This window comes from Rhizobium indicum, assembly GCF_005862305.2.
Taxonomy (GTDB): domain Bacteria; phylum Pseudomonadota; class Alphaproteobacteria; order Rhizobiales; family Rhizobiaceae; genus Rhizobium; species Rhizobium indicum.
Window position 1 is genome coordinate 4,000,056 of sequence record NZ_CP054021.1, and the last position, 20,589, is coordinate 4,020,644.

Here is a 20,589-nt window from a genome sequence, read left to right on the forward strand (position 1 = left end):
TTATCGATCCTTCGGGTCGAACGCGTCGCGCAGGCCGTCGCCGATGAAGAGCAGGCTGAGCAGCAGGGCCACGAGGAAGCTCGCCGGGAAGACCAGCAGCCACGGCATGCTTTCCATGGCATCGGTTCCCTCGGCGATCAGCGTGCCGAGCGAGGTCAGCGGTTCCTGCACGCCGAAGCCGAGATAGGAAAGGAAGCTTTCGGTGGCGATGATTTCAGGCACCGTCAACGCTGCGAAGATGACCACGGGTCCGACGAGGTTCGGGATGATGTGCTTGATGATGATCTTGAACGGCCGCTGCCCGGATGCGCGGGCCGCTTCGATGAATTCGCGGTGCTTGATCGACAGCGTCTGGCCGCGGACGATGCGGGCCATGGTCAGCCATTCCAGCGCGCCGATCGCGGCAAAGAGCAGATAGACGTTGCGGCCGAAGATCACCATCAGCAGGATGACGAAGAGGATATAGGGAAGCGCATACATGATATCGACGAAGCGCATCATGATCGCATCCAGCCTGCCGCCGATATATCCCGATACCGCCCCGTAGAGCACGCCGATGAAGACGGAGACGACGGTCGCCGTCAGCGCGACGGCAAGCGAGACGCGAGTGCCGTAGAGGACGCGGGCGAGAAGGTCGCGGCCGTTCGGGTCGGTGCCGAAATAGTGGCCGGTTTCGATCGAGGGCGGTATGCGGAAGGCCGCCCAATCAGGATCCTCATAGTTGAAGGGAATGAACCAGGGGCCGAGGAAGGCGGCGAGGATCAGAACAGTCAGGACGACGATCGACAGGACGGCCGCCTTGTTGCGCCCGAGTCGGCGCAAGGCATCCTTGGTGAGCGAGCGGCTTTCGGGCGCAAGGCCCTCCGCCTCCAGAAGCTCCTGGGCAAGCAGCTCGCGTTTTGCGGGGTTGAGGATCATCGGTTTCTCACTTTCGGATCGAGCCACGCATAGGCGATATCGACGAGAAGATTCAGGAACACGATGAGCACCATGTAGAAAATGACCGTGCCGAGAACCATGCCGTAATCGCGGTTCAGCGCTGCGTTGACGAAATAGCGGCCGATGCCGGGCAATCCGAAGATGCTTTCGACAACCAGCGAGCCGGTGAGAAGGTAACTTGCCGCCGGTCCGAGATAGGAGACCACAGGCATCAGCGCGGGCTTCAGCGCATGGCGCATGACCGTCAGGCGGGGGCCGATGCCTTTGGCCTTAGCGGTGCGGATGAAGTTCTGGTTCATTACCTCGATCATCGAGCCGCGGGTGATGCGCGAGATACGGCCGGCATGCGGCAGGGCCAGAACGACGATCGGCAGGATGAGGTATTTGATCGAGCCGTCACCCCAGCCGCCGACCGGAAACCACGCAAGATGGATGCCGAAGACGAGCTGCAGGATGGGCGCGATCAGGAAGTTCGGTAGCACGACGCCGATCAGAATGAGCGCGCCCAGAATATAATCCGGCGCCTTGTTCTGATAAAGCGCCCCAAGACAGCCGACCGCCACGCCGACAATGATGGCAATCAGGAAGGCAGCCGTACCGATGGTGAAGGTGTAGGGCAGACCGATCATGATCTGCTGGGCGACGGTGAAATCTTCGCTGGCGAAGGACGGGCCGAGATCGCCGCGGAGCAGGTCACCGACATAGATCAGGTACTGCTGGATGAGCGGCTTGTCGAGATTGTAGTGGATAGCAAGGTTCTTCAGGATCACCGGCGGCAATGGCCTTTCGCCATCGAAAGGGCCGCCGGGGGCAAGGCGCAAAACAAAAAAGCAGGCTGTGACGGCGATCCACAGAACGGGGATCGTCGATAGCAGGCGACGGAGTGCGTATTTGATCATGATCGTGGGCCGGTCCTTTCCGCAGTGCGCGGAAAGGACCGTTTTCCCTTACTCTTTCATCGACAGCCAGCGGGTGCGGTGGATGTCCTGGATGTTGTCGACGAAGCCTTCGATCTTCGGCGAAACGACATTCTTCGAGACGTAGTAGTAGATCGGCAGGGCGGCGGATTCATCGAGCGCCAGCTGTTCGGCCTTCTTGAAGATCGCGGCACGCTTGGTGAGATCCGTCTCGGCGTTACCTTCCTTGATCATCTTGTCGTACTCGGGATTCGACCAGCGGCCGTAGTTCATCTGGACGCCCGTCACCAGGAGGTTCAGGAAGTTGTCCGGGTCGTTGTAGTCGGCGAGCCAGCCGGCGCGGCCGATTTCGACCTGGCCACGCTGCATCTGGTCGTAATGCACCTTGGTTTCGGCATTGACGAGCTCGACATCGACGCCGAGCGGCTTCCACATGGAAGCGATGGCGACGGCGATGCGCTTGTGGTTGTCGTTGGTGTTGTAGCTGAGGACAGCGTGAAGCGGCTTGTCCGGACCGAAACCGGCTTCGGTCAGAAGCTTCTTGGCTTCGGCGACCTTCTCGCTATAGGGCAGATCCTTCCAGCTGACATAGGCCGGCTCGCCGTAATTCGCCGTGCCCGGCGGAACCCATGAATAAGCCGGCAGTTCGCCGGTGCCGAGGATCTGCGGGCCGATCACTTCACGGTTGATCGCCATGGACAGAGCCTGGCGGACGCGCTTGTCGCTGAAGGGCGGCTTCTGCGAGTTGACGACATAATAGTAGAGGCCGGAGAAGGGAGCGACATGCGCCTGGCCAGGCAGGTTCTTCTTCATCCACTCGTACTGGTCGGTCGGGAAGTCGGTGAGGATGTCGAACTCGCCGGCGCGGTAGCGCTTCAGCGCGGCTTCCTGATCCTCGAGCACGAAGAACTTCGCGCCATCGATCTTCAGGTCCTTGGTGTCGTACCACTGGTCGTTCTTGACCGTCGTGACATGCGAGCCCGGAACCCATTCGACCGGCTTGTAAGGGCCGTTGGTGACGATGTTGCCGATCTTGACCCAATCCTGCCCCTTCGCCTCGACGACATGCTTCGGCAGCGGATAGGCGGTGTAATGCATCAGGGCATTAAGGAAATAAGGGGTGGAGTTTTCGAGGGTGATTTCGAGCGTCTTGTCGTCGATCGCCTTGACGCCGAGCTGGTTGAGATCGGTGATCTCGCCCTTGTTGATCTTTTCGGCGTTCTTGATGGTGAATTGCAGATAGGCATAATCGGCGGCATTCTTCGGGTCGACGAGGCGCTGGAAGGCGAAGACAAAGTCTCCTGCCGTTACCGGCTGGCCATCGGACCACTTGATGCCGTCGCGAAGCTTGAAGGTGTAGACCTTGCCATCAGGCGAAATCGTCCAGCTTTCAGCCTGGCCGGGGATCGGATTATCCTTGGCGTCCTCAGTGACGAGGCCTTCGAAAATGTCGCCGGCGATACGGTTCTCCCAGTCGCCGGAAAGCTTCTGCGGATCGAGCGACTGCGGGTCGCCACCATTGTGAATGTTGAGCGTGGCCGCATGGGCCGAAAACGCCAGCAATGTGCCAAGCATTGCAGAGGCGAGAAATTTTTTCGCGAAATGGTTCATGGTGGGTCCACCTTTCTAGGCTTTTCGCCTTTATTAGACATTTGTTCCCGGTGTTTGACCTCTTACGTGCAGGTCAGCGCGCACATTATCGCAAAGGCTTTGCGTTGCAACCCCAAATCCGGAGGGTGGAAACGGGTTGTGGACAAGCCAATATACGTCTCCCCCTTGTCGGATCGCGACGACGTGTCGCGGCGTTTCGCAACACCTTCATAACCGCTTCACATGGTTGTCTTTTGTTTCGTCCGCTTTAGTGTGACGAGCGCAAACGAGGCAGGAGATGTAGCCGATGGCATTGCAGGCAGGCGGGAGTGCGGACTGGTGGCGTGGCGCGGTGATCTATCAGGTCTATCCGCGCTCGTTTCAGGACACCAACAGCGATGGTCTCGGCGATCTCAGGGGAATCACCCGCCGGCTGCCGCATATTGCCAGCCTCGGCGTCGACGCGATCTGGCTCTCGCCTTTCTTCAAGTCGCCGATGGCCGACATGGGCTACGACGTTTCCGATTATTGCGACGTCGATCCGATCTTCGGGACGCTGGCCGATTTCGACGAAATGATGGGCGAAGCGCACAAGCTCGGCATTAAGGTCGTCATCGACCAGGTGATCTCGCACACTTCCGACCGGCATCCCTGGTTCGTCGAGAGCCGATCGAGCCGGACCAATCCCAAGGCGGACTGGTATGTCTGGGCCGATCCGAAGCCTGACGGTACGGCGCCGAACAACTGGTTGTCGATCTTCGGCGGGCCGGGCTGGGAATGGGATGGCGTGCGCCGGCAATATTACCAGCACAATTTCCTGACCTCGCAGCCGGACCTCAACTTCCACAGCAAGGCCGTGCAGGATGCGGTCCTCGAGACGGTAAAGTTCTGGCTCGACCGCGGCGTCGACGGCTTCCGCCTGGATACGGTCAACTATTATTTCTGCGACAAGCTGCTGAGGAGCAATCCGCCGCACGAGCCTGATGAAGATGACGCAGGCCTCGATGCGCCCGACAGCAATCCCTACGGCATGCAGAACCACCTCTACGACAAGACGCAGCCGGAAAATGTCGATTTCCTCAAGCGCTTCCGGGCGTTGCTCGATCAGTACGAGGATCGCACGACCGTCGGCGAAGTCGGCGATGGGGCGCGTTCGCTGAAGACGGTTGGCGCCTATACGAGTGGCGGCGACAAGCTGCACATGTGCTACACATTCGACCTGCTCGGGCCGGATTTCACCGCCGAGCATATTCGCGGCTGCGTCGAGGCCTTCCAAAAGGCCGTCACGGACGGCTGGGTCTGCTGGGCTTTTTCCAACCACGACGTCATGCGCCATGTCAGCCGTTTCGCGCGGACGGAGGAAGAGCGGCCTGTCATCGCCAAGCTGGCGATCTCGGTGCTTGCGGCGCTGCGTGGCTCGATCTGCCTCTATCAAGGCGAGGAACTCGGCTTGCCCGAGGCGGAACTCGCCTTCGAGGATCTGCGCGACCCCTACGGCATCCGCTTCTGGCCGGCCTTCAAGGGCCGCGATGGATGTCGCACACCGATGCCCTGGGAAGCCGGCAAGGCGCATGCGGGCTTCACCTCGGCGGAAAAGAGCTGGCTGCCGGTGCCTTACGAGCAGGCAGCGCTTTCCGTCGATACGCAGGAAGAGAGCGAAAGCTCTGTGCTGCATCACTATCGCAGGACGCTCGCATTTCGGAAGAGCCACCTGGCGCTGATCGACGGCGACATGACCTTCATCGGCACCAACCAGGATCTGCTCGCCTTCACCCGCGAAAAGAACGGAGAAAAACTGCTCTTCGTTTTCAACCTGACGCGCAAACCGGCGGAATTCCGCCTGCCCGATGGCATTGCGCTCAGAGAAGCGCTTGCCATGCCCGGCTTCGAGGCGGTGGTGAGTGCGGGATCAGTGAAACTTGCCGCGCTGGATGGGTTTTGTGCGCGGATTTGACATTCGCGCTGTCGTCGAGGGTCATGGATTTCGATAGGGCTGTATTTTTTAAATTACAACTGATATGTTCATCTTGAAGCAGACGGCCACTTTCCAGAAGTGGCACAAACGGTTGAAAGACGGAAAGGCCAAGGCAATGATTGCTTTACGCCTTCAGCGTCTTGCAACCGGGCATGCCGGCGATGCCGCTCCGGTCGGTGAAGGGGTGAGTGAGTTGCGCATTCACTATGGGCCTGGCTATCGGATCTACTACCGCAAGCGGGGAGAAACGATCATCGTGCTTCTCTGCGGCGGCGATAAAAGCACGCAGGAAACCGACATACGGACGGCAAAGAGAATGGCCATGGAATGGAGCGACGATAATGGCTGAACAGATTTTCGACTTCGATCCGGCTGAGCTACTCGATTCCGACGAGGCTATCGAAACCTTTATCACCGAGGCCCTGCAGACCGGAGATGCGAAATTCATCGCTTCTGCTCTTGGCGTCGTTGCACGCGCCAAGGGCATGAGCAAAATCGCCAAAGAAACCGGCCTTGCGCGCGAGCATCTCTACAAGGCACTCAGTGAAAACGGAAATCCCACACTCGAAACCACGCTGGCGGTGATGAAGGCCATCGGGCTTGAACTCACGACGCGACATCACGCGATTTGAGACCGTCTGGCGTTCACTGAAGCCCTCTCGCAAGTGAGAGTTCCGATATCCTGCATCATCCGATCAGCGCGAACTTGTCCACATCAACCATACCGCGGTCTGAAATCTTCAGGTGCGGGATGACCGGCAGCGGCAGGAAGGCGAGCTGGAGGAAGGGTTCCTCCAACGTGGCGCCGAGCGCGAAGGCGGCCTTGCGCAGATGGTGCAGTGTATCGCGGACGGTCTCGTAGGGCTCAAGGCTCATCAAGCCGGCGACGGGCAGGGCGATTTCGCCGGTGACCTTGCCGTCTTCGACGACGACGAAGCCGCCGTTGATCTCGCCGAGGCGGTTTGCGGCGCGCGCCATGTCGTCTTCGTTGACGCCGACGACGCAGATATTGTGGCTGTCATGGCCGACGGTGGAGGCGATCGCGCCCTTCTTCAGGCCGAAGCCCTGGACGAAACCGTTGGCGTGGTTGCCGTTCTTGCCGTGGCGTTCGATGACGGCGACCTTGATGATGTCGTTGGCGAGATCGACGGTCGTCTCATTGCCCTTGACGGGCAGGCGGTAGCGGCGATGCTCGGTGATGATCTTGCCCGGCATGACACCGATGACAGGCGTTTCGCCCTCGGCGACAGGCACGCCGAAATGGGCGGCGTTGACGGGCCTTGCCTTGACGCTGTCGAGGCCGATCGGGGCAATCGGCCTGCGTGTGGCAAAGAGCGCGTCGGTGACGCGGCGGCCGGCCGAGAAGACGATCTCGGCGCGGCAGCTTTCCAGGCTGTCGAGAACCACCAGGTCTGCGCGCCAGCCTGGCGCGACCAGGCCTCGGTCCCTGAGACCGAAGGCGCGGGCGGCAGAGATCGAGGCGGCGCGATAAATTGCCAGGGGCTCGACGCCGCTTGCGATCGCCGTGCGGATCATGTGATCGAGATGACCCTGTTCGGCGATATCGAGCGGATTGCGGTCGTCGGTGCAAAGCGCGAGGAAGGGTGAAAGCCGCTCGGTGATAATGGGTATCAGCGCCGCGAGATCCTTGGAGACCGAACCCTCGCGCACGAGGATATGCATGCCCTTGCGGATCTTCTCCAAGGCTTCGCCGGCGGTCGTGCATTCGTGCTCGGTGCGGATGCCGGCCGAGAGGTAACCGTTAAGGTCGTTGCCTGAGAGCAGCGGCGCATGACCGTCGATATGGCCGCCCTGGAAGGCGTCGAGCTTGGCCATGCAGACGGGATCCTTGTGGATCACGCCGGGGAAATTCATGAATTCGGCAAGTCCGATCACCTTCGGATGGTGGCGGAAGGGCAGGAGGCGCTCGATCGGCAGATCGGCACCGGAGGTTTCAAGATGCGTCGCCGGCACACAGGAGGAGAGCTGGACGCGGATGTCCATGATCGTCTCCAGCGCGGATTCGAGAAAGAATTCGATTCCGGCGGTTCCGAGCACATTGGCGATTTCGTGCGGATCGCAGATGGCGGTGGTGACACCATAGGGCAGAACGCAGCGATCGAATTCATGCGGTGTGACGAGTGAAGATTCGATGTGCAGATGCGTGTCGATGAAGCCGGGAACGACGATCCTGCCTGAGATGTCGATCTCGGTTTCGCCCTCATAATTGCCTGAGGTGCCGACGATGCGATCGGCGCCGATCGCAATGTCCGACTGGACGAGTTCGCCGGTGACGAGATCGAAGAAGCAGCCGCCCTTCAGCACGATATCGGCCGGCACACGGCCAACGCCCTGATCGATGAAGCGCTCGAGTCTGCTGGTCATGGTATTGCTCACATTACAACCGATTCCGAAACTTATAGCCGATCTGCCGCGACAAGCGAGTGCCGCAAAACGAAACCGGGCGCCACAGGGCGCCCGGTCGGTGACGGTCAGCGATGGTTTACTCGGCGGCGACGATCTTGCCGGCTTCCCACTTGTAGAGCGAGAAGCTCTGCGAGGTCAGGTCGCCGGTCTCGCCGTAGGTAACCTTGCCGATGGCGGTCGGGATCTCCTTGCCGTCCTTCAACGCGGTCGCGACGGTTTCCGCATCCTCGGCGCTGCCGGCCTTCTCGATGCCGGCCTTCAGCACTTCGACGGCGGCATAAGCGTTCAGCGTGAAGGCTTCGGCCGGGATGTTCTTGGCGGCGAGCGCATCGGCTGCGGCTTTGGAATCCGGGCTCTTGGTGGCGTCCGAAGCGTTGGTGAAGATCGTCCCTCCTGCCGCATCCGTGCCGATTGCCCAGAATTCGGTGTTGGAGAGTCCGTCGCCGCCGATGATCGTCGCGTTGGCGGCGAGGTCATGCAGCTGGCGGGCGAGCAGGCCGCCTTCCGGGTGGTAGCCGCCGAAATAGACCACATCGACCTTCTCGGACTTGATGCGGGTGGTGAGCGCACTGAAATCCTTGTCACCAGGCGTGATCGCGTCATTGACGACTTCGGTGATACCGCCGGCGTTCAGCGTCGCCTTGAAGGCGTCGGCGAGGCCCTTGCCGTAGGCGCCCTTGTCGTTGACGATGGCGACGCGCTTGTCCTTGAAATTCTTCAGCACATATTTGGCGGCGACTTCGGCCTGCTGGTCGTCGCGGCCGCAGGTGCGCAGCACGTTGGTCAGACCGCGCTTGGTCAGGTCGGGGGCCGTCGCAGTCGGGGTGACCATCAGCACGCCGTTTTCAGCAAGCACGTCCGAAACCGGAATGGCGACACCCGATGTCACCGGACCGACGACGAAGCGGATGCCGTCGCCGACGACCTTGTTGGCGGCGGAAACGCCCTGTTTCGGTTCGCCGGCATCATCGGCCAGTTCGAGGACGACCTTCTCGCCGAGAATTCCGCCCTTCTTGTTGATCTCGTCAACGGCGGTCTGCGCACCGTTCTTCACTTGGTCGCCATAGGCGGCGACGGGGCCGGTCAGCGGCGCGATCAGGCCGATGGTGATATCGGCATGGGCAAGCGGCGCAAAGGCGAGCGACGCGACGAGGGTCGCCGTCAATGTCTTGAGGGTCATTGTCTGTCTCCTTGGATGGGGTCATTCGACCCGCGATGAGGTGCCGCGCCGGATTTTCCGGATCGTTCAACGGCCCTCAGGCCGTGCCAAGGACGATCGATATCGGCGCGATCGATGCGCCCTCCGGCCATATTTGGCTCGAATGGGCGCAACGGCAAGATTTCTAGGAATTTTGGTGGAATTCCGCAAGTTGATAACAAAATGAAACGAAAATCGAGCCGATTCGGCGCGAAATAATCCAAAATCGTCGATCGTGGCGCCGTCTGCAGATCTCCAGAAGTGCTGTATCCGCATTTGCGCGGTGCCGATGAACCTGCCGAATTTCGCGAAACTCTTCGTCTTTCCGAATAGTCGAATTCGGTTTCGAGATTAACACTTGATTCTACCAATTAGAGTAGAATCATTGTTCGTGCATATATTGCTGCGATGCAAAATAACGGTCGATAATAGACAGAGAGATATTTCAGGAACAGAGATCTGGATGCTCAAGCGTATCGAAGCCAGACAGGTGCGCAACGGAATGTTTGTGGAGGCGATCGAGGGTGCATGGCAGGACCCCCATCTGTCCAAGCGAAGATTTCTGCTACGCCGTGAAGTCGATGCCCTGAAGCTTCGCAAGAGCGGCATTGAAGGTGTTGTTATCAACACCAGCAGAGGCCTCGACATCGACGGTCTGCCGGGCGGCAATGTCGAGATCGACACCAAGGCGGCACGCGAGACCATCCAGAAATCCGTGCAGGTCCTGGAAAGCGTTTTCGGCCGGCTCCAGCATGGCGATGGGATCAGCGTCGATCAGGTGGCGCCGGTGATTTCCTCGGTCTCCAAGTCGATGGATGACAATCCCACTGTCTTTCTGAGCGTTACGCGTCTGAAATCCAAGGACGAAGTGACGTTTCTGCATTCCCTTTCGGTGAGTGCGCTGATGATCCTTTTCGGCCGTCACCTCGGACTTGACGAGGCTACCGTGCAGACGCTCGGCACGGCAGGATTGCTGCACGACGTCGGCAAGCTCGAAATTCCGCTTGAGATACTCAACAAGGAAGGGCGCCTGGACGAGGACGAGATCAAGATGATCCGCGATCATCCGGAAAAGGGGCACGCAATCCTGTCACGCCAGGAAGGCATGCCGGAGATCGTTCTCGACGTCTGCCTCAACCATCATGAGCGTATCGACGGCAAGGGCTATCCCCGCAGGCTTTCCGAGGCGCAGGTCAGCTTCCATGCGCGTCTTGCTGCGATTTGCGATGTCTATGACGCCATGACCTCCGTGCGGCCGTACAAGGCGCCATGGAGCGCGAGCCAAGCACTGAAATGGATGTTTGGCAACGAAGGGCAATTCGATCGCCGGCTGCTGAAGAAATTCGCCCTCTGCCTTTCCGTCGCCGCCGTGACCTGAGGCCTATCGGTCTTCCCAACAAAAGGGCCTGCGTGGACTTACAGCGCCGCGCAGGCCGTGATGCCGGAGGCCTTCAGCGCTTTCTCAGATGTTGTTCTGTAGGATGGTCCGCAGCTTGCCGAAGAGCTCGTCGATGTGGTGCTTCTCGATGATCAGCGGTGGGGAGAGTGCGATGATATCGCCGGTGGTGCGGATCAGCAGGCCGCTTTCATAGGCTTTCAGGAAAGCGGTGAAGGCGCGCTTGGTCGGCTCGCCGGCGATCGGGTCGAGTTCGATCGCGCCGATCAGGCCGGTGTTCCTGATGTCGATGACATTGGGGCAGTCCTTCAGCGAATGCAGCGCGTCGGCCCAATAATCGGAAAGCTCGGCGGCGCGTGTCAGCAGCCCCTCTTCCTTGTAAGTGTCGAGCGTGGCGAGTGCGGCGGCGGAGGCGATCGGGTTGCCGGAATAGGTGTAGCCGTGGAAGAACTCGATCATGTGTTCCGGGCCGTTCATGAAGGCATCATGGATCTCGGAGGTGACGAAGACGGCGCCCATCGGAATGACGCCGTTGGTCAGTCCCTTGGCGGCGGTGATCATGTCAGGCTTGACGTCGTAATATTGCGCGGCAAACGGGGCGCCGAGGCGGCCGAAGCCGGTGATGACCTCGTCGAAGATCAGAAGGATGCCGTGTTTGGTGCAGATCTCGCGCAGCTTCTGCAGGTAGCCCTTCGGTGGGATCAGGACGCCGGTGGAGCCGGCCACCGGCTCGACGATGACGGCGGCGACGGTGGAGGCGTCATGCAGGGTGACGATGCGCTCGAGTTCGGTAGCGATGTCGCCGCCATGCTCGGGCTCGCCGCGGGTGAAGTTGTTCTTGCCGGGCTGGTGGGTGTGCGGCATGTGATCGACGCCGGTCAAAAGCGTGCCGAACATCTTGCGGTTGGTGACGATGCCGCCGACGGAGATGCCGCCGAAATTGACGCCGTGATAGCCGCGCTCCCGTCCGATCAGGCGGAAGCGTGATCCATTGCCCTTCACACGGTGATAGGCGAGAGCCACCTTGAGCGCGGTCTCCACGGATTCGGAACCGGAATTGGTGTAGAGAACGTGGTTCAGGCCTTCCGGGGCAATGTCGACCAGGCGGTTTGCCAGTTCGAAGGCCTTGGGATGGCCGAGCTGGAAGGCCGGCGCGTAGTCGAGTTCGCCGGCCTGCTCGCGGATCGCCTCGGTGATCTTCGGGCGGCAGTGGCCGGCATTGACGCACCAGAGGCCAGCCGTGCCGTCCAGCACCTGACGGCCGTCATGGGTCGTATAGTACATGTCCTTGGCGCCGACGAACAAACGCGGCTCCTTCTTGAACTGGCGATTTGCCGTAAACGGCATCCAGAAGGCGCGAAGATCGTTCGGTGCATTGAGGCGATTGGACATGCTGTTCTCCTGGCCGCCGACGGCCATTTCCCGGGGCTTCACGCCCATATTTTTACTGCCCGGTCAAATTATCAGGGCTTCCCAAGGCGTCAACGGGAAAAGTCCCCAGAGCCCCTCCTGATGGGAGGTTCAACGAGCGTCGCTCGATCCGGAAATATCCAGGGTCAGGCACTGCAGGCGGCCCGTCATCAATCCTTTGCCTCGGCTTGTTACAAAAACCGATAGCTCGCAGGACGCAATTGCATTTCATCAATTCACTGAAATCAAACGATATTTTGATCGGAGATACTGATGTCTGACCGCCAGAAGACAAGGGCGCGCCCCACGCGGCGCCATGCATTCGCGCCAAGTTATGGCGCCATTCTCGAAGAGGGCGTTCGCCGCCGCAGCGTGCTCAAGGGCTTTCTCGCAGCGATAGGCGCTGCGGCACTTTCGCCGGCGCTCGGCACCGCGCATGCCGAGGCTGCCGGCTCCAGCCTGACATTTCCGGAACTCAAGCGCGTGCGCGATACCGCCGACCACTGGCCGGAGGGTTATGAGCGCCAGATCCTGGCGCGCTGGGGTGATGCACTGTTTGCCGACAGCCCGGAATTCGATATCGCGACGCTTGATGGTAAGGCGGCCGAGCGACAGTTCGGCTACAACAACGACTTCACGCAGTTTCTGCCGCTGCCCTGGGGCGAGAAGAGCTCCGACCATGGGCTGATGGTCGTCAGCCATGAATATGCAACGCCTTTCCTGATGTTTCCCGGACTGACCGACGAAAACTATCGCGAGAAGCTGACGGACAATCAGATCCGCGCCATCATGGCCGCCCTCGGCGTCTCGATCTTCGAAGTGAAGAAGACGGACGGCAAATGGGCGATCGTCAAGGACGGCAAATACAATCGCCGCGTTCACATGAGCACCGAAATCGGCATCTCCGGTCCCGCCGCCGGCGACGACCGTCTGAAGACCAAGGCCGATCCGACCGGCACGGTCGTCTTCGGCACGATCTCGAACTGCAATGGCGGCATCACGCCCTGGGGCACGATGCTTTCGGGCGAGGAAGGCGCGATGGACGTCTTTTCCGGCGACTACAAGAAATTGCCGAACCAGGAACTGGTCGAGCGTCAGGGCTGGGACGAGGACGAAAACGACATCTATTCCGTCAGCCGCATCGAGCCGCGCTTCAAGTTCGAGGAAGAGCCGAACGAATGGATGCGTTTCGACTGGGTAGTCGAGATCGATCCGTTCGATCCCTCCGCAAAGCCGGTCAAGCGCACCTCGCTCGGCCGCATGACGCATGAGGGCGCGCAGTGTTGCGTCGCCCCTGACGGCCGCGTGGTGGTCTTCATGGGCGATGACGACGACTTCGAATATATCTACCGCTTTGTCACCCGCGATCCCTGGAACCCGAACGACCGCGCCGCCAACAAGGACCTGCTCGACCACGGCACGCTTGATGTCGCCAAGTTCGAAAGCGACGGCACGATGCGCTGGATCCCGCTCATTGCCGGCGAGGGGCCCTTGAGCGCGGAAGCCGGCTTCAAGAGCCAGGCCGACGTCGTGCTGGCGACGCGCGCCGCCGCCGATCTCGTCGGCGCCACGCCGATGGACGCGCCGGAAGGCTTCATCCCGCATCTCGGCACCGGCAAGCTTTACGTCGCCATGACGGAGAACGAGGACCGGCTGCCGAAGGTCGAGGGCGGCGACGAGAAGGAGATGGTCAACATCGCCAATCCGCGCGGCCCCAACCCGCACGGTCACCTGCTGGAACTCGCAGCACCTGGCGGTCCCGAAAAGCCGGATTATGCAGCTGACAGCTTCAAATGGGATGTCTTCATCCTCTGCGGCGATCCTGCCAAGGCTGAGGATCAGGCGATGTTCCATCCGGCCACGACCTCGGCCGGCTGGTTCACAGACCCCGACAATCTCGCCGTCGATCCGGTCGGGCGCCTCTGGGTCACCACCGACGGCCCGCCGCCAGAAGGCATTGCCGATTCCGTCTATGTGATGGATACCGAAGGCCCGGGCCGTGCGTTGCCGAAACTGTTCTATATTGCGCCCGTCGGTTCGGAAGCCTGTTCGCCGACCTTCACCCCGGACGGCAGCAGCGTCTTCCTCTCGGTCCAGCATCCGGGAGAATTGCGGATGGCCGACAACGAGGATGCGACTTCGATGGAGGATGCAGGCACCAACTGGCCGGACTTCAAGTCCGGCATGCCTGCCCGTCCGTCGCTGGTGGTGCTGAGCCGCATCAACAACGACGTGGTCGGCAGTTAAACAATTCCGGCAAAAGTGCGCGGCAGTTTTACGTCTGGAATTGCGCTAAAAAGATCGATTGCGGGACGGGCGCTCCGGCGCGACCGGGTTGCCATTCCAAAAGCACGACCGGCAAATCGCAAATTTGCCGGTCGTGTCATAAGGTTCACGTGCTGAAATATCGTTGCCAAGCCTCCGGGAACATTCCCTTGCAGCATGGCATCGGCCGACATTCATGTCAGCGCTATCATTAAGCGGCGGATCTATTCCGGTTTTGCACGAGGTAGATGTCTTCGAGCGTTGCCAGGATCTTCATGACCGGCTCGGAGGTGCTCGAATAATAGATGGTTTGTGCGTCCCGGCGGGTCTTGACCAGCTTTTGGGCGCGCAGTTTCGACAGGTGCTGAGAGAGAGCCGACTGGCTAAGCCCGACCTGCGTCGCAAGCACGCCGACGGCCACTTCGCCCTTCACGAGGCTACACAGGATCAGCAATCTCTTCGGGTTTGCCATGGCCGACAATAAAGCTGCCGCCACGTTCGTGTGATCGGCCAAATCAGAGGTTTCCATATGTTATCTTCCTAATGCGAAACGTACATCAAGCGTGTTGGCGCAGGCCGCCAGCCGGGATTTTGACTGACATCAAAAACTAGCAACTGGGCTCGAAGATTGTATATACCTAAATTTAAGGTATCGAGTATGCTATTTTAGATATGTTTGAACAAATGTGATCGACATCCACAGCGAGGGTTTCGAACTCGTATCGCAGCAGAAAATCGCTGGAAATCATGTCGAAACCTGAGGGATCGATACCACAAATGCGCCAAGAACCCGATTTCGGCGCCTCTAGCCTGATAGCGAGGCTTTCCTCCACATCGGGGTGACGTTCTACTAAATCTCGCACTGCTTCTGTTGCCCCGGCGGCAATCTCCTCATTCGCGGCCGACTGGATTATGAGATCGTTCCCATCGAGTTGGTAGGCGCGGCCGAAGCCGCCATTGAGGCTGGCCTTTTCCGGCTTGAGTCGGAAGAACAGGAAATCAGGAAAGTCGATATAAAGCTTCGCCTTGGTGTGGCGAGCGAGAAAACGCGTGCGGATACGCTCGTAGAATGCATTGCCGCGCTCGACAGGTTCTGCCACGCACTGGGTCGTGAGACGAGGATAGGCGAGGGGATCGCCTTTGCCGGGCTCGCCGGTCAGGAGCGAGGCGCGCAGGTCTTTGGCGAGCGCCCTGGTATGGGCCGACAGCTGCGAAACCAGGATGACCGGCGTGCCGTCGATATCAGTGGCAATCAGCACGCGGCTGGCGAAGGGAAAGCCGGTCTCGGGGTCGAGAACGGCAATCGCCGCGTGCCGTGCGGAGCGCAGCAGTACGCGGGCGAGCTTGCGGGCATCGTCGTCTGTTTCGCGTAAGGGGGAAGGCTGATCTTTCATATCCGCTTTGTGGCAAAGCGGATGGAAAACATCAAGCTTCCTGCTTGCGGCGATGGCGGGTGAGGCCGGCAACGATATCCTGAGCCGAGATGGTGCCGACGATCGCGCCGTTCTCGACGATGCCGATACTGCCCGGCTGGCGGGCAAGGGCATCGAGGATATCGATGAGCGGGGTCGCGGCGCGGGCAGTGGCGCTGACGCTCATGCCGGCGGCAGTCTGGCCGAGGCCAGGCTGCATGACGTCGGCCGCCGTCAGCATGTTGATCGGATTGAGGTTCTGCACGAAATCGGCGACATACTGGTCGGCGGGGTTCTTGACGATATCGTGCGGCGTCCCGCACTGGATGATGCGGCCGCTCTCCATGATGGCGATGCGATTGCCGATGCGGAAGGCCTCGTCGAGATCGTGGCTGACGAAGAGGATGGTCTTCTTCAGCCGCCGCTGGAATTCCAGGAGTTCATCCTGCAGGCGGGTGCGGATCAGGGGGTCGAGCGCCGAGAAAGGCTCGTCCATGAGCAGGATCGGGGCGCCGGTGGCAAAGGCGCGGGCGAGCCCGACACGCTGCTGCATGCCGCCGGAAAGCTCGTTGACCTTGCGATCGGCCCATTTCGTCAGGTTGACGAGTTCGAGCTGCTCGCCGACCCGGAGCTTGCGTTCGGCTTCCGGCATGCCGGCGAGCTCGAGACCGAAGCCGACATTGTCGGCGACGGTGCGCCAGGGCAGGAGGGCGAATTGCTGGAACACCATGGAGACGGTGTGGGTGCGCAGCTCGCGTAGCGCCTTGGCATTGCATCTGTAGGGGTTGACGGGGCCAGTGGCCGCCGAGACCGCAACATCGCCACGCACCACGGGAGCGAGCCCGTTGACGGCGCGCAGCAGCGTCGACTTGCCGGAGCCGGAAAGCCCCATCAGCACCAGGATCTCGCCTTCCTCGATCGTCAGCGAGGCGTTGGCCACACCGAGCACCAGACCGGTGGCGGCACCGATCTCGTCGCGCGTTTTGCCCTGGTCGACCATGGCAAGCGCGGTTTCCGGCCGATCGCCGAAGACGATGCTGACATTGTTAAAGCTTACCGCGGTCATGCAGCGCCTCCTTCGCCCGTGGTGCGGAACATCCGGTCGAGAATGATTGCCAAGATGACGATGCAGAAGCCCGCCTCGAAGCCCTTGGCGATATTGACGGTGTTCAGCGCACGGACGACGGGCACGCCAAGCCCGGGAGCGCCGACAAGGGCGGCGATGACGACCATCGACAGCGACAGCATGATGGTCTGGGTAAGACCCGCCATGATCTGCGGCGTGGCAAAGGGAAGCTCGATCTTGCGCAGCACCTGTAACGGCGTCGCGCCGAAAGCGACGGCGGCTTCGACGAGGGACGGCGGCGTCGAGATGATGCCGAGGCGCGTCAGCCGGATCGGGGCGGGGATTGCGAAGATGACGGTCGCGATCAGGCCCGGCACCATGCCGAGGCCGAACAGGATGAGCGCAGGGATCAGATAGACGAATGTCGGTATGGTCTGCATGAGATCGAGCACCGGGCGCATGGCAGCATAGACCCAAGGGCGGCGGGCGGCGGCAATGCCGAGCGGAATACCGATCACCATACAGACGAAGGTGGCGGCGAGCACGAGGGCGAGCGTCTCCGTCGTTTCCTTCCAATAGTCCTGGTTGACGATCAGCAGCAGCCCGAGACAGGTGAAGATGGCGACCGCGATCGACCGGCGCAGCCAAAAGGCGATGGCGGTGATGGCCGCGATGACGATCAGCGGATGAGGCTTCTGCAGCACGAAGAGCAGGCCGTCTATGGCGCTCGACAGCAGGAAGGCGATCTGGTTGAAGAACCATTCGCCGTTCGAGGTCAGCCAATCCACGAAGGATTTGGCCCAGGGGCCAACGGGAATCTTAAATTCGGTGATCCAATTCAAGGGCGCGCCTATCCAGAAAAACAACAATCGGACAAAAATGAAACGGGGCGGCGAGCCGCCCCGTTCGTATCATCAGAGGCCGAGGCCGGTCTTGGCGGCCGCGAGAGCTTCGCCCTTGCCGTCGCGGGTCTTGACGCCCGCGAGCCAGGGCTCGAGTGCTGCGGGGTTGGCCTTCAGCCATTCGGAAGCCGCAGCTTCCGGTTCCTTGCCGTCGTTGAGGATCTTGCCCATGATCTGGTTCTCCATGTCGAGGGAGAACGTCAGGTTCTTCAACATCATGCCGACATTCGGGCATTCTTCGAGATAACCGGCACGGACATTGGTGAAGACCTTGGCGCCGCCGAAGTCAGGGCCGAAGACGTTGTCGCCGCCTGTGAGGTAGGTCAGCTTGAAGTTGGTGTTCATCGGATGGGGTTCCCAGCCGAGGAAGACAACGGGCTTGCCCGCTTTGTCGGCACGGGCGACCTGGGCGAGCATGCCCTGTTCTGAGGACTCGACGACTTCCAGATCCTTGAGGCCGAACTCGTTCTTCTCGATCATGTCCATGACGAGGCGGTTGCCATCATTGCCAGGCTCGATGCCGTAGATCTTGCCGTCGAGATCGTCCTTGTGGGCGGCAATGTCCTTGAAGTCCTTGATGCCGAGCTCGGCGCCTTTGGCATTGGTGGCGAGCGTGTACTTGGCGCCGACGAGGTTGGGGCCGAAGGATTCGACCGACTTATCGTCGATATAGGGACGGACGTCCTTTTCCTGCGTCGGCATCCAGTTGCCGAGGAAGATGTCGATGTCCTTGTTCTTCAGCGACGTGTAGGTGACCGGCACCGAGAGAACCTTGACGTCGGTCTCATAGCCGATGCTCTTGAGGATCACGGATGCGGTGGCGGTGGTGGCGGTGATATCCGTCCAGCCGACGTCCGCGAAGCGGACGGTGGCGCAGCTGTCAGGGTCTGTGGCGAAGGCGGCGGTCGCAACGGAGAGGGCGGCGACGGCAGTTGCGGTAACGAGTTTGAACGTGCTTGTTGTTTTCATTTTAGACTCCCAGTCTTTAAGTTCCCAAGCCAACCATCAATAACCGAGTTTGACAAGCGACCTCAGTGCGTTTGCGCCGTATCGACCCATGCGATTGCGACGTTCGCGGATTTTTTGGCAATGCCTTGTTTTCGGGGCTTTCAGCGGTTTTCGAGCCGGATTCCTGTGATTATCGCTCACTCAGGGCTTTTCTTTGCCATTCCGAGCTTTCAATAAGCCGATCAAGGAGAAATCGGATGGCAAAACTCTATTTCAACTACTCGACGATGAACGCCGGCAAGTCGACGATGCTGCTGCAGGCCTCCTATAATTACCAGGAGCGCGGCATGCGCACGGTGCAGCTGATCGCAGCCTTCGACGAGCGCACTGGTCGGGGCGTCATCGGCTCGCGGATCGGGCTGGAGGCGAGCGCCATTCCTTTCGAGTCGCACGAGGACCTGTTCCGGTTGATCAAGGGACTGAATGGCGAGGGCGCGCCGATTTCCTGCATCTTTGTCGACGAGGCGCATTTCATGACGCCTGTCCATGTCTGGCAGCTTGCCCGCGTCGTCGACAGGCTCAATATCCCTGTGATGGTCTACGGGCTGAGAACCGATTTCCAGGGCAAGCTGTTTCCGGCCTCGCAGGAACTGCTGGCGATCGCCGATGAGATGCGCGAGGTGCGCACGATCTGCCATTGCGGGCGCAAGGCGACGATGGTCGTGCGGCTCGACGCGGAAGGAAAAGTGTTGCACGAGGGCGCGCAGATCGATGTCGGCGGCAACGAGAAATATGTCTCGCTCTGCCGCAGGCATTGGGACGACGCCATGAACGGTGCCTGGATCGCCGAGCCGGTCTGAAGCCGGCGACACCGCCTGTTTTCTTTGGCGCCGCAAGCGGCTAGTTTGGGCCAGGAGATTCCCTGGAGAGGCTTGGTGCGCAAACCCCCGTCATTCGACAGCCAGTATGAAGCTGCTGGCAGCCTTGCCGAAAGGATTGCAGGCGAGGGAGTCTATTGTGTGGCTGCGATCGGCGCCTTCAGCGGCGACGAAACACAGTCGGCCGACGAGGTTTTCCTTGAACAGAATGCCCGCTTCCAGGCCCATATCGCCGATGCTGCGGCGCTCGACGCTCAACTGGCCGAGCTGGTCTTTTGCCTTGATCGGCTGACGGCCGAGGTTTCAGCCGATCTCGACAGTTTCCGGGGGCTGACGCTGCGCGAGAAGATGGCCGGCTGGGTGTCGCGCCAACGGATGTGGCGCATGTATACCGAACGCGTGCGCGAGGCGCCCGTCATCGAGCGGCTGCTTGACCTTTTGACGAAATCGGACGCGCTCGCGGGGCTGATCGCCGGCCAGCGCGCCGCGCTCACCGAACGGCACAAGGCCGCCGAACTCAGCCTTGTCGATATCGTCGAGCAGCGGCGACGGCTGGTCGTTTCCATCGACATCGCCCGCCTCAAGATGAAGGAGCTCAATGCCAAGGCGCTGACGACGCAAGGCCGTATCGGTGTCTATGGCAACAGGGCGCATTGGGAGCAGATGGAGGCGGAGCGGCGGGCGCTGAAGGCGGAGGCCGAGCGGATTTCCGCCGGCGAGCGCGAGATGCGCGACGACAGCCAGCGGCGCGAGCGCTTCATCGGCCTGTTCCAGGCCTTTGTCGATTCGCTGAACGGCCGGATCGCCGCCTGCAACGTGCTGCTGCGCAAGCTGCTGATCGACGTGGAAGAACGGCTGATCATCTATCAGGCGCAGGTCGATACCGACCGGCCGGGCATGAAGGTGAGGATCAAGCCGGAGCTCTTTCCCGATATCGCGGCACCGATCAGGTTGTTCGAGAAGGGCATGCTGGTCGCCCAGGATCTGGAGCGGCGCAAGAGCCGCGCCGATCTCGAATTCGCCAGAAGGTTTCCGACCTATGCCGAACCGCCGCCGGAAACATCGGGAGCGCCTCTGATCGACACGGCGCGCAGGTCTTTTCGTTTCAGCCTGCCTTTCCTGCGCTCCTGACCAGCAAGGGCGCGGGCAGTATCGCTCTTGCGCAATGCTTTCATTCCGAAAAATCGAAGGGCTCGTGTTGTGCTCTGCCCATCGAGCGCATATGTGGGATGCAGCGGGGCGGCAATGTCCCGATGTTCGCCTCGC

At 60.6% G+C, this 20,589-nt stretch carries 18 protein-coding genes; 7 read left to right on the forward strand and 11 right to left on the reverse strand.

The genetic code is table 11. The features are described 5' to 3' along the window. The 3 genes from FFM53_RS19325 to FFM53_RS19335 are packed head-to-tail and all read right to left on the reverse strand — an operon-like array spanning position 1 to position 3,467. Entirely contained in the window at positions 1-918 is a 918-nt protein-coding gene (locus tag FFM53_RS19325; RefSeq protein ID WP_018495229.1) for an ABC transporter permease, read from the reverse strand. After that, the gene (locus FFM53_RS19330; RefSeq protein WP_003541883.1) at positions 915-1,838 is read right to left on the reverse strand and encodes an ABC transporter permease subunit; all 924 of its coding nucleotides are present in this window, start codon (positions 1,836-1,838) and stop codon (positions 915-917) included. The genes FFM53_RS19325 and FFM53_RS19330 overlap by 4 nt, the downstream gene beginning before the upstream one ends. A gap of 48 nt (positions 1,839-1,886) precedes the next feature. Then, complete coding sequence (locus FFM53_RS19335) at positions 1,887-3,467, reverse strand: peptide ABC transporter substrate-binding protein (RefSeq protein ID WP_011653015.1); 1,581 nt, start codon at positions 3,465-3,467, stop codon at positions 1,887-1,889. 286 nt (positions 3,468-3,753) lie between these two features. Between FFM53_RS19335 and bglA the strand changes: the two genes are divergently transcribed. The 3 genes from bglA to FFM53_RS19350 all read left to right on the forward strand — a co-directional run bounded on the left by bglA (position 3,754) and on the right by FFM53_RS19350 (position 6,053). Further along, positions 3,754-5,400, forward strand: a complete 1,647-nt coding sequence (bglA, locus tag FFM53_RS19340) for a beta-galactosidase BglA (protein WP_138386890.1) — start codon at positions 3,754-3,756, stop codon at positions 5,398-5,400. 64 nt (positions 5,401-5,464) lie between these two features. After that, the gene (locus FFM53_RS19345; protein WP_138386891.1) at positions 5,465-5,770 is read left to right on the forward strand and encodes a type II toxin-antitoxin system RelE/ParE family toxin; all 306 of its coding nucleotides are present in this window, start codon (positions 5,465-5,467) and stop codon (positions 5,768-5,770) included. Then, on the forward strand, positions 5,763-6,053 hold the full coding sequence (locus FFM53_RS19350) for an addiction module antidote protein (protein WP_138386892.1): 291 nt from the start codon (positions 5,763-5,765) through the stop codon (positions 6,051-6,053). Before FFM53_RS19345 ends, FFM53_RS19350 begins: the two co-directional genes overlap by 8 nt. Before the next feature lie 55 nt (positions 6,054-6,108). On the opposite strand, the gene ade is transcribed toward FFM53_RS19350, so the two are convergent. After that, a complete protein-coding gene (gene ade, locus FFM53_RS19355) occupies positions 6,109-7,806 on the reverse strand; it encodes an adenine deaminase (RefSeq protein ID WP_138386893.1) in 1,698 nt (565 codons plus the stop codon). Between the two features lie 118 nt (positions 7,807-7,924). Continuing rightward, positions 7,925-9,028 carry a branched-chain amino acid ABC transporter substrate-binding protein gene (locus tag FFM53_RS19360; RefSeq protein ID WP_138386894.1) on the reverse strand — a complete coding sequence of 368 codons (1,104 nt, stop codon included), beginning with the start codon at positions 9,026-9,028 and terminating at the stop codon, positions 7,925-7,927. 481 nt (positions 9,029-9,509) lie between these two features. Here FFM53_RS19360 and FFM53_RS19365 point away from each other — a divergent pair, with 481 nt between their 5' ends. Further along, positions 9,510-10,424, forward strand: a complete 915-nt coding sequence (locus FFM53_RS19365) for an HD-GYP domain-containing protein (protein ID WP_138386895.1) — start codon at positions 9,510-9,512, stop codon at positions 10,422-10,424. An 84-nt stretch (positions 10,425-10,508) separates the two neighbouring features. Here FFM53_RS19365 and aptA read toward each other — a convergent pair whose 3' ends face one another. Continuing rightward, on the reverse strand, positions 10,509-11,834 hold the full coding sequence (gene aptA, locus FFM53_RS19370) for an omega-aminotransferase AptA (RefSeq protein WP_018243099.1): 1,326 nt from the start codon (positions 11,832-11,834) through the stop codon (positions 10,509-10,511). Positions 11,835-12,125: 291 nt separating this feature from the next. Here aptA and FFM53_RS19375 point away from each other — a divergent pair, with 291 nt between their 5' ends. Then, positions 12,126-14,099 (forward strand): PhoX family protein, encoded by a 1,974-nt coding sequence (locus FFM53_RS19375; protein WP_138386896.1) that lies wholly within the window; start codon positions 12,126-12,128, stop codon positions 14,097-14,099. Between the two features lie 229 nt (positions 14,100-14,328). On the opposite strand, the gene FFM53_RS19380 is transcribed toward FFM53_RS19375, so the two are convergent. The 5 genes from FFM53_RS19380 to FFM53_RS19400 form a co-directional block, all read right to left on the reverse strand. Then, on the reverse strand, positions 14,329-14,646 hold the full coding sequence (locus FFM53_RS19380) for an ArsR/SmtB family transcription factor (protein ID WP_003561417.1): 318 nt from the start codon (positions 14,644-14,646) through the stop codon (positions 14,329-14,331). Positions 14,647-14,761: 115 nt separating this feature from the next. Continuing rightward, a complete protein-coding gene (locus FFM53_RS19385; RefSeq protein ID WP_138386897.1) occupies positions 14,762-15,511 on the reverse strand; it encodes a HugZ family pyridoxamine 5'-phosphate oxidase in 750 nt (249 codons plus the stop codon). 31 nt (positions 15,512-15,542) lie between these two features. Beyond that, positions 15,543-16,595, reverse strand: coding sequence for a choline ABC transporter ATP-binding protein (gene choV, locus FFM53_RS19390; protein ID WP_028740765.1), 1,053 nt, complete (start codon positions 16,593-16,595; stop codon positions 15,543-15,545). Next, positions 16,592-17,437, reverse strand: a complete 846-nt coding sequence (choW, locus tag FFM53_RS19395) for a choline ABC transporter permease subunit (RefSeq protein WP_129419669.1) — start codon at positions 17,435-17,437, stop codon at positions 16,592-16,594. Before choW ends, choV begins: the two co-directional genes overlap by 4 nt. 72 nt (positions 17,438-17,509) lie before the next feature. Further along, entirely contained in the window at positions 17,510-18,466 is a 957-nt protein-coding gene (locus FFM53_RS19400; RefSeq protein WP_138386898.1) for a choline ABC transporter substrate-binding protein, read from the reverse strand. A 236-nt stretch (positions 18,467-18,702) separates the two neighbouring features. Between FFM53_RS19400 and FFM53_RS19405 the strand changes: the two genes are divergently transcribed. Beyond that, complete coding sequence (locus FFM53_RS19405; RefSeq protein WP_138386899.1) at positions 18,703-19,305, forward strand: thymidine kinase; 603 nt, start codon at positions 18,703-18,705, stop codon at positions 19,303-19,305. Between the two features lie 75 nt (positions 19,306-19,380). Then, entirely contained in the window at positions 19,381-20,454 is a 1,074-nt protein-coding gene (locus tag FFM53_RS19410; RefSeq protein ID WP_138386900.1) for a hypothetical protein, read from the forward strand. Positions 20,455-20,589: the final 135 nt, after the last annotated feature.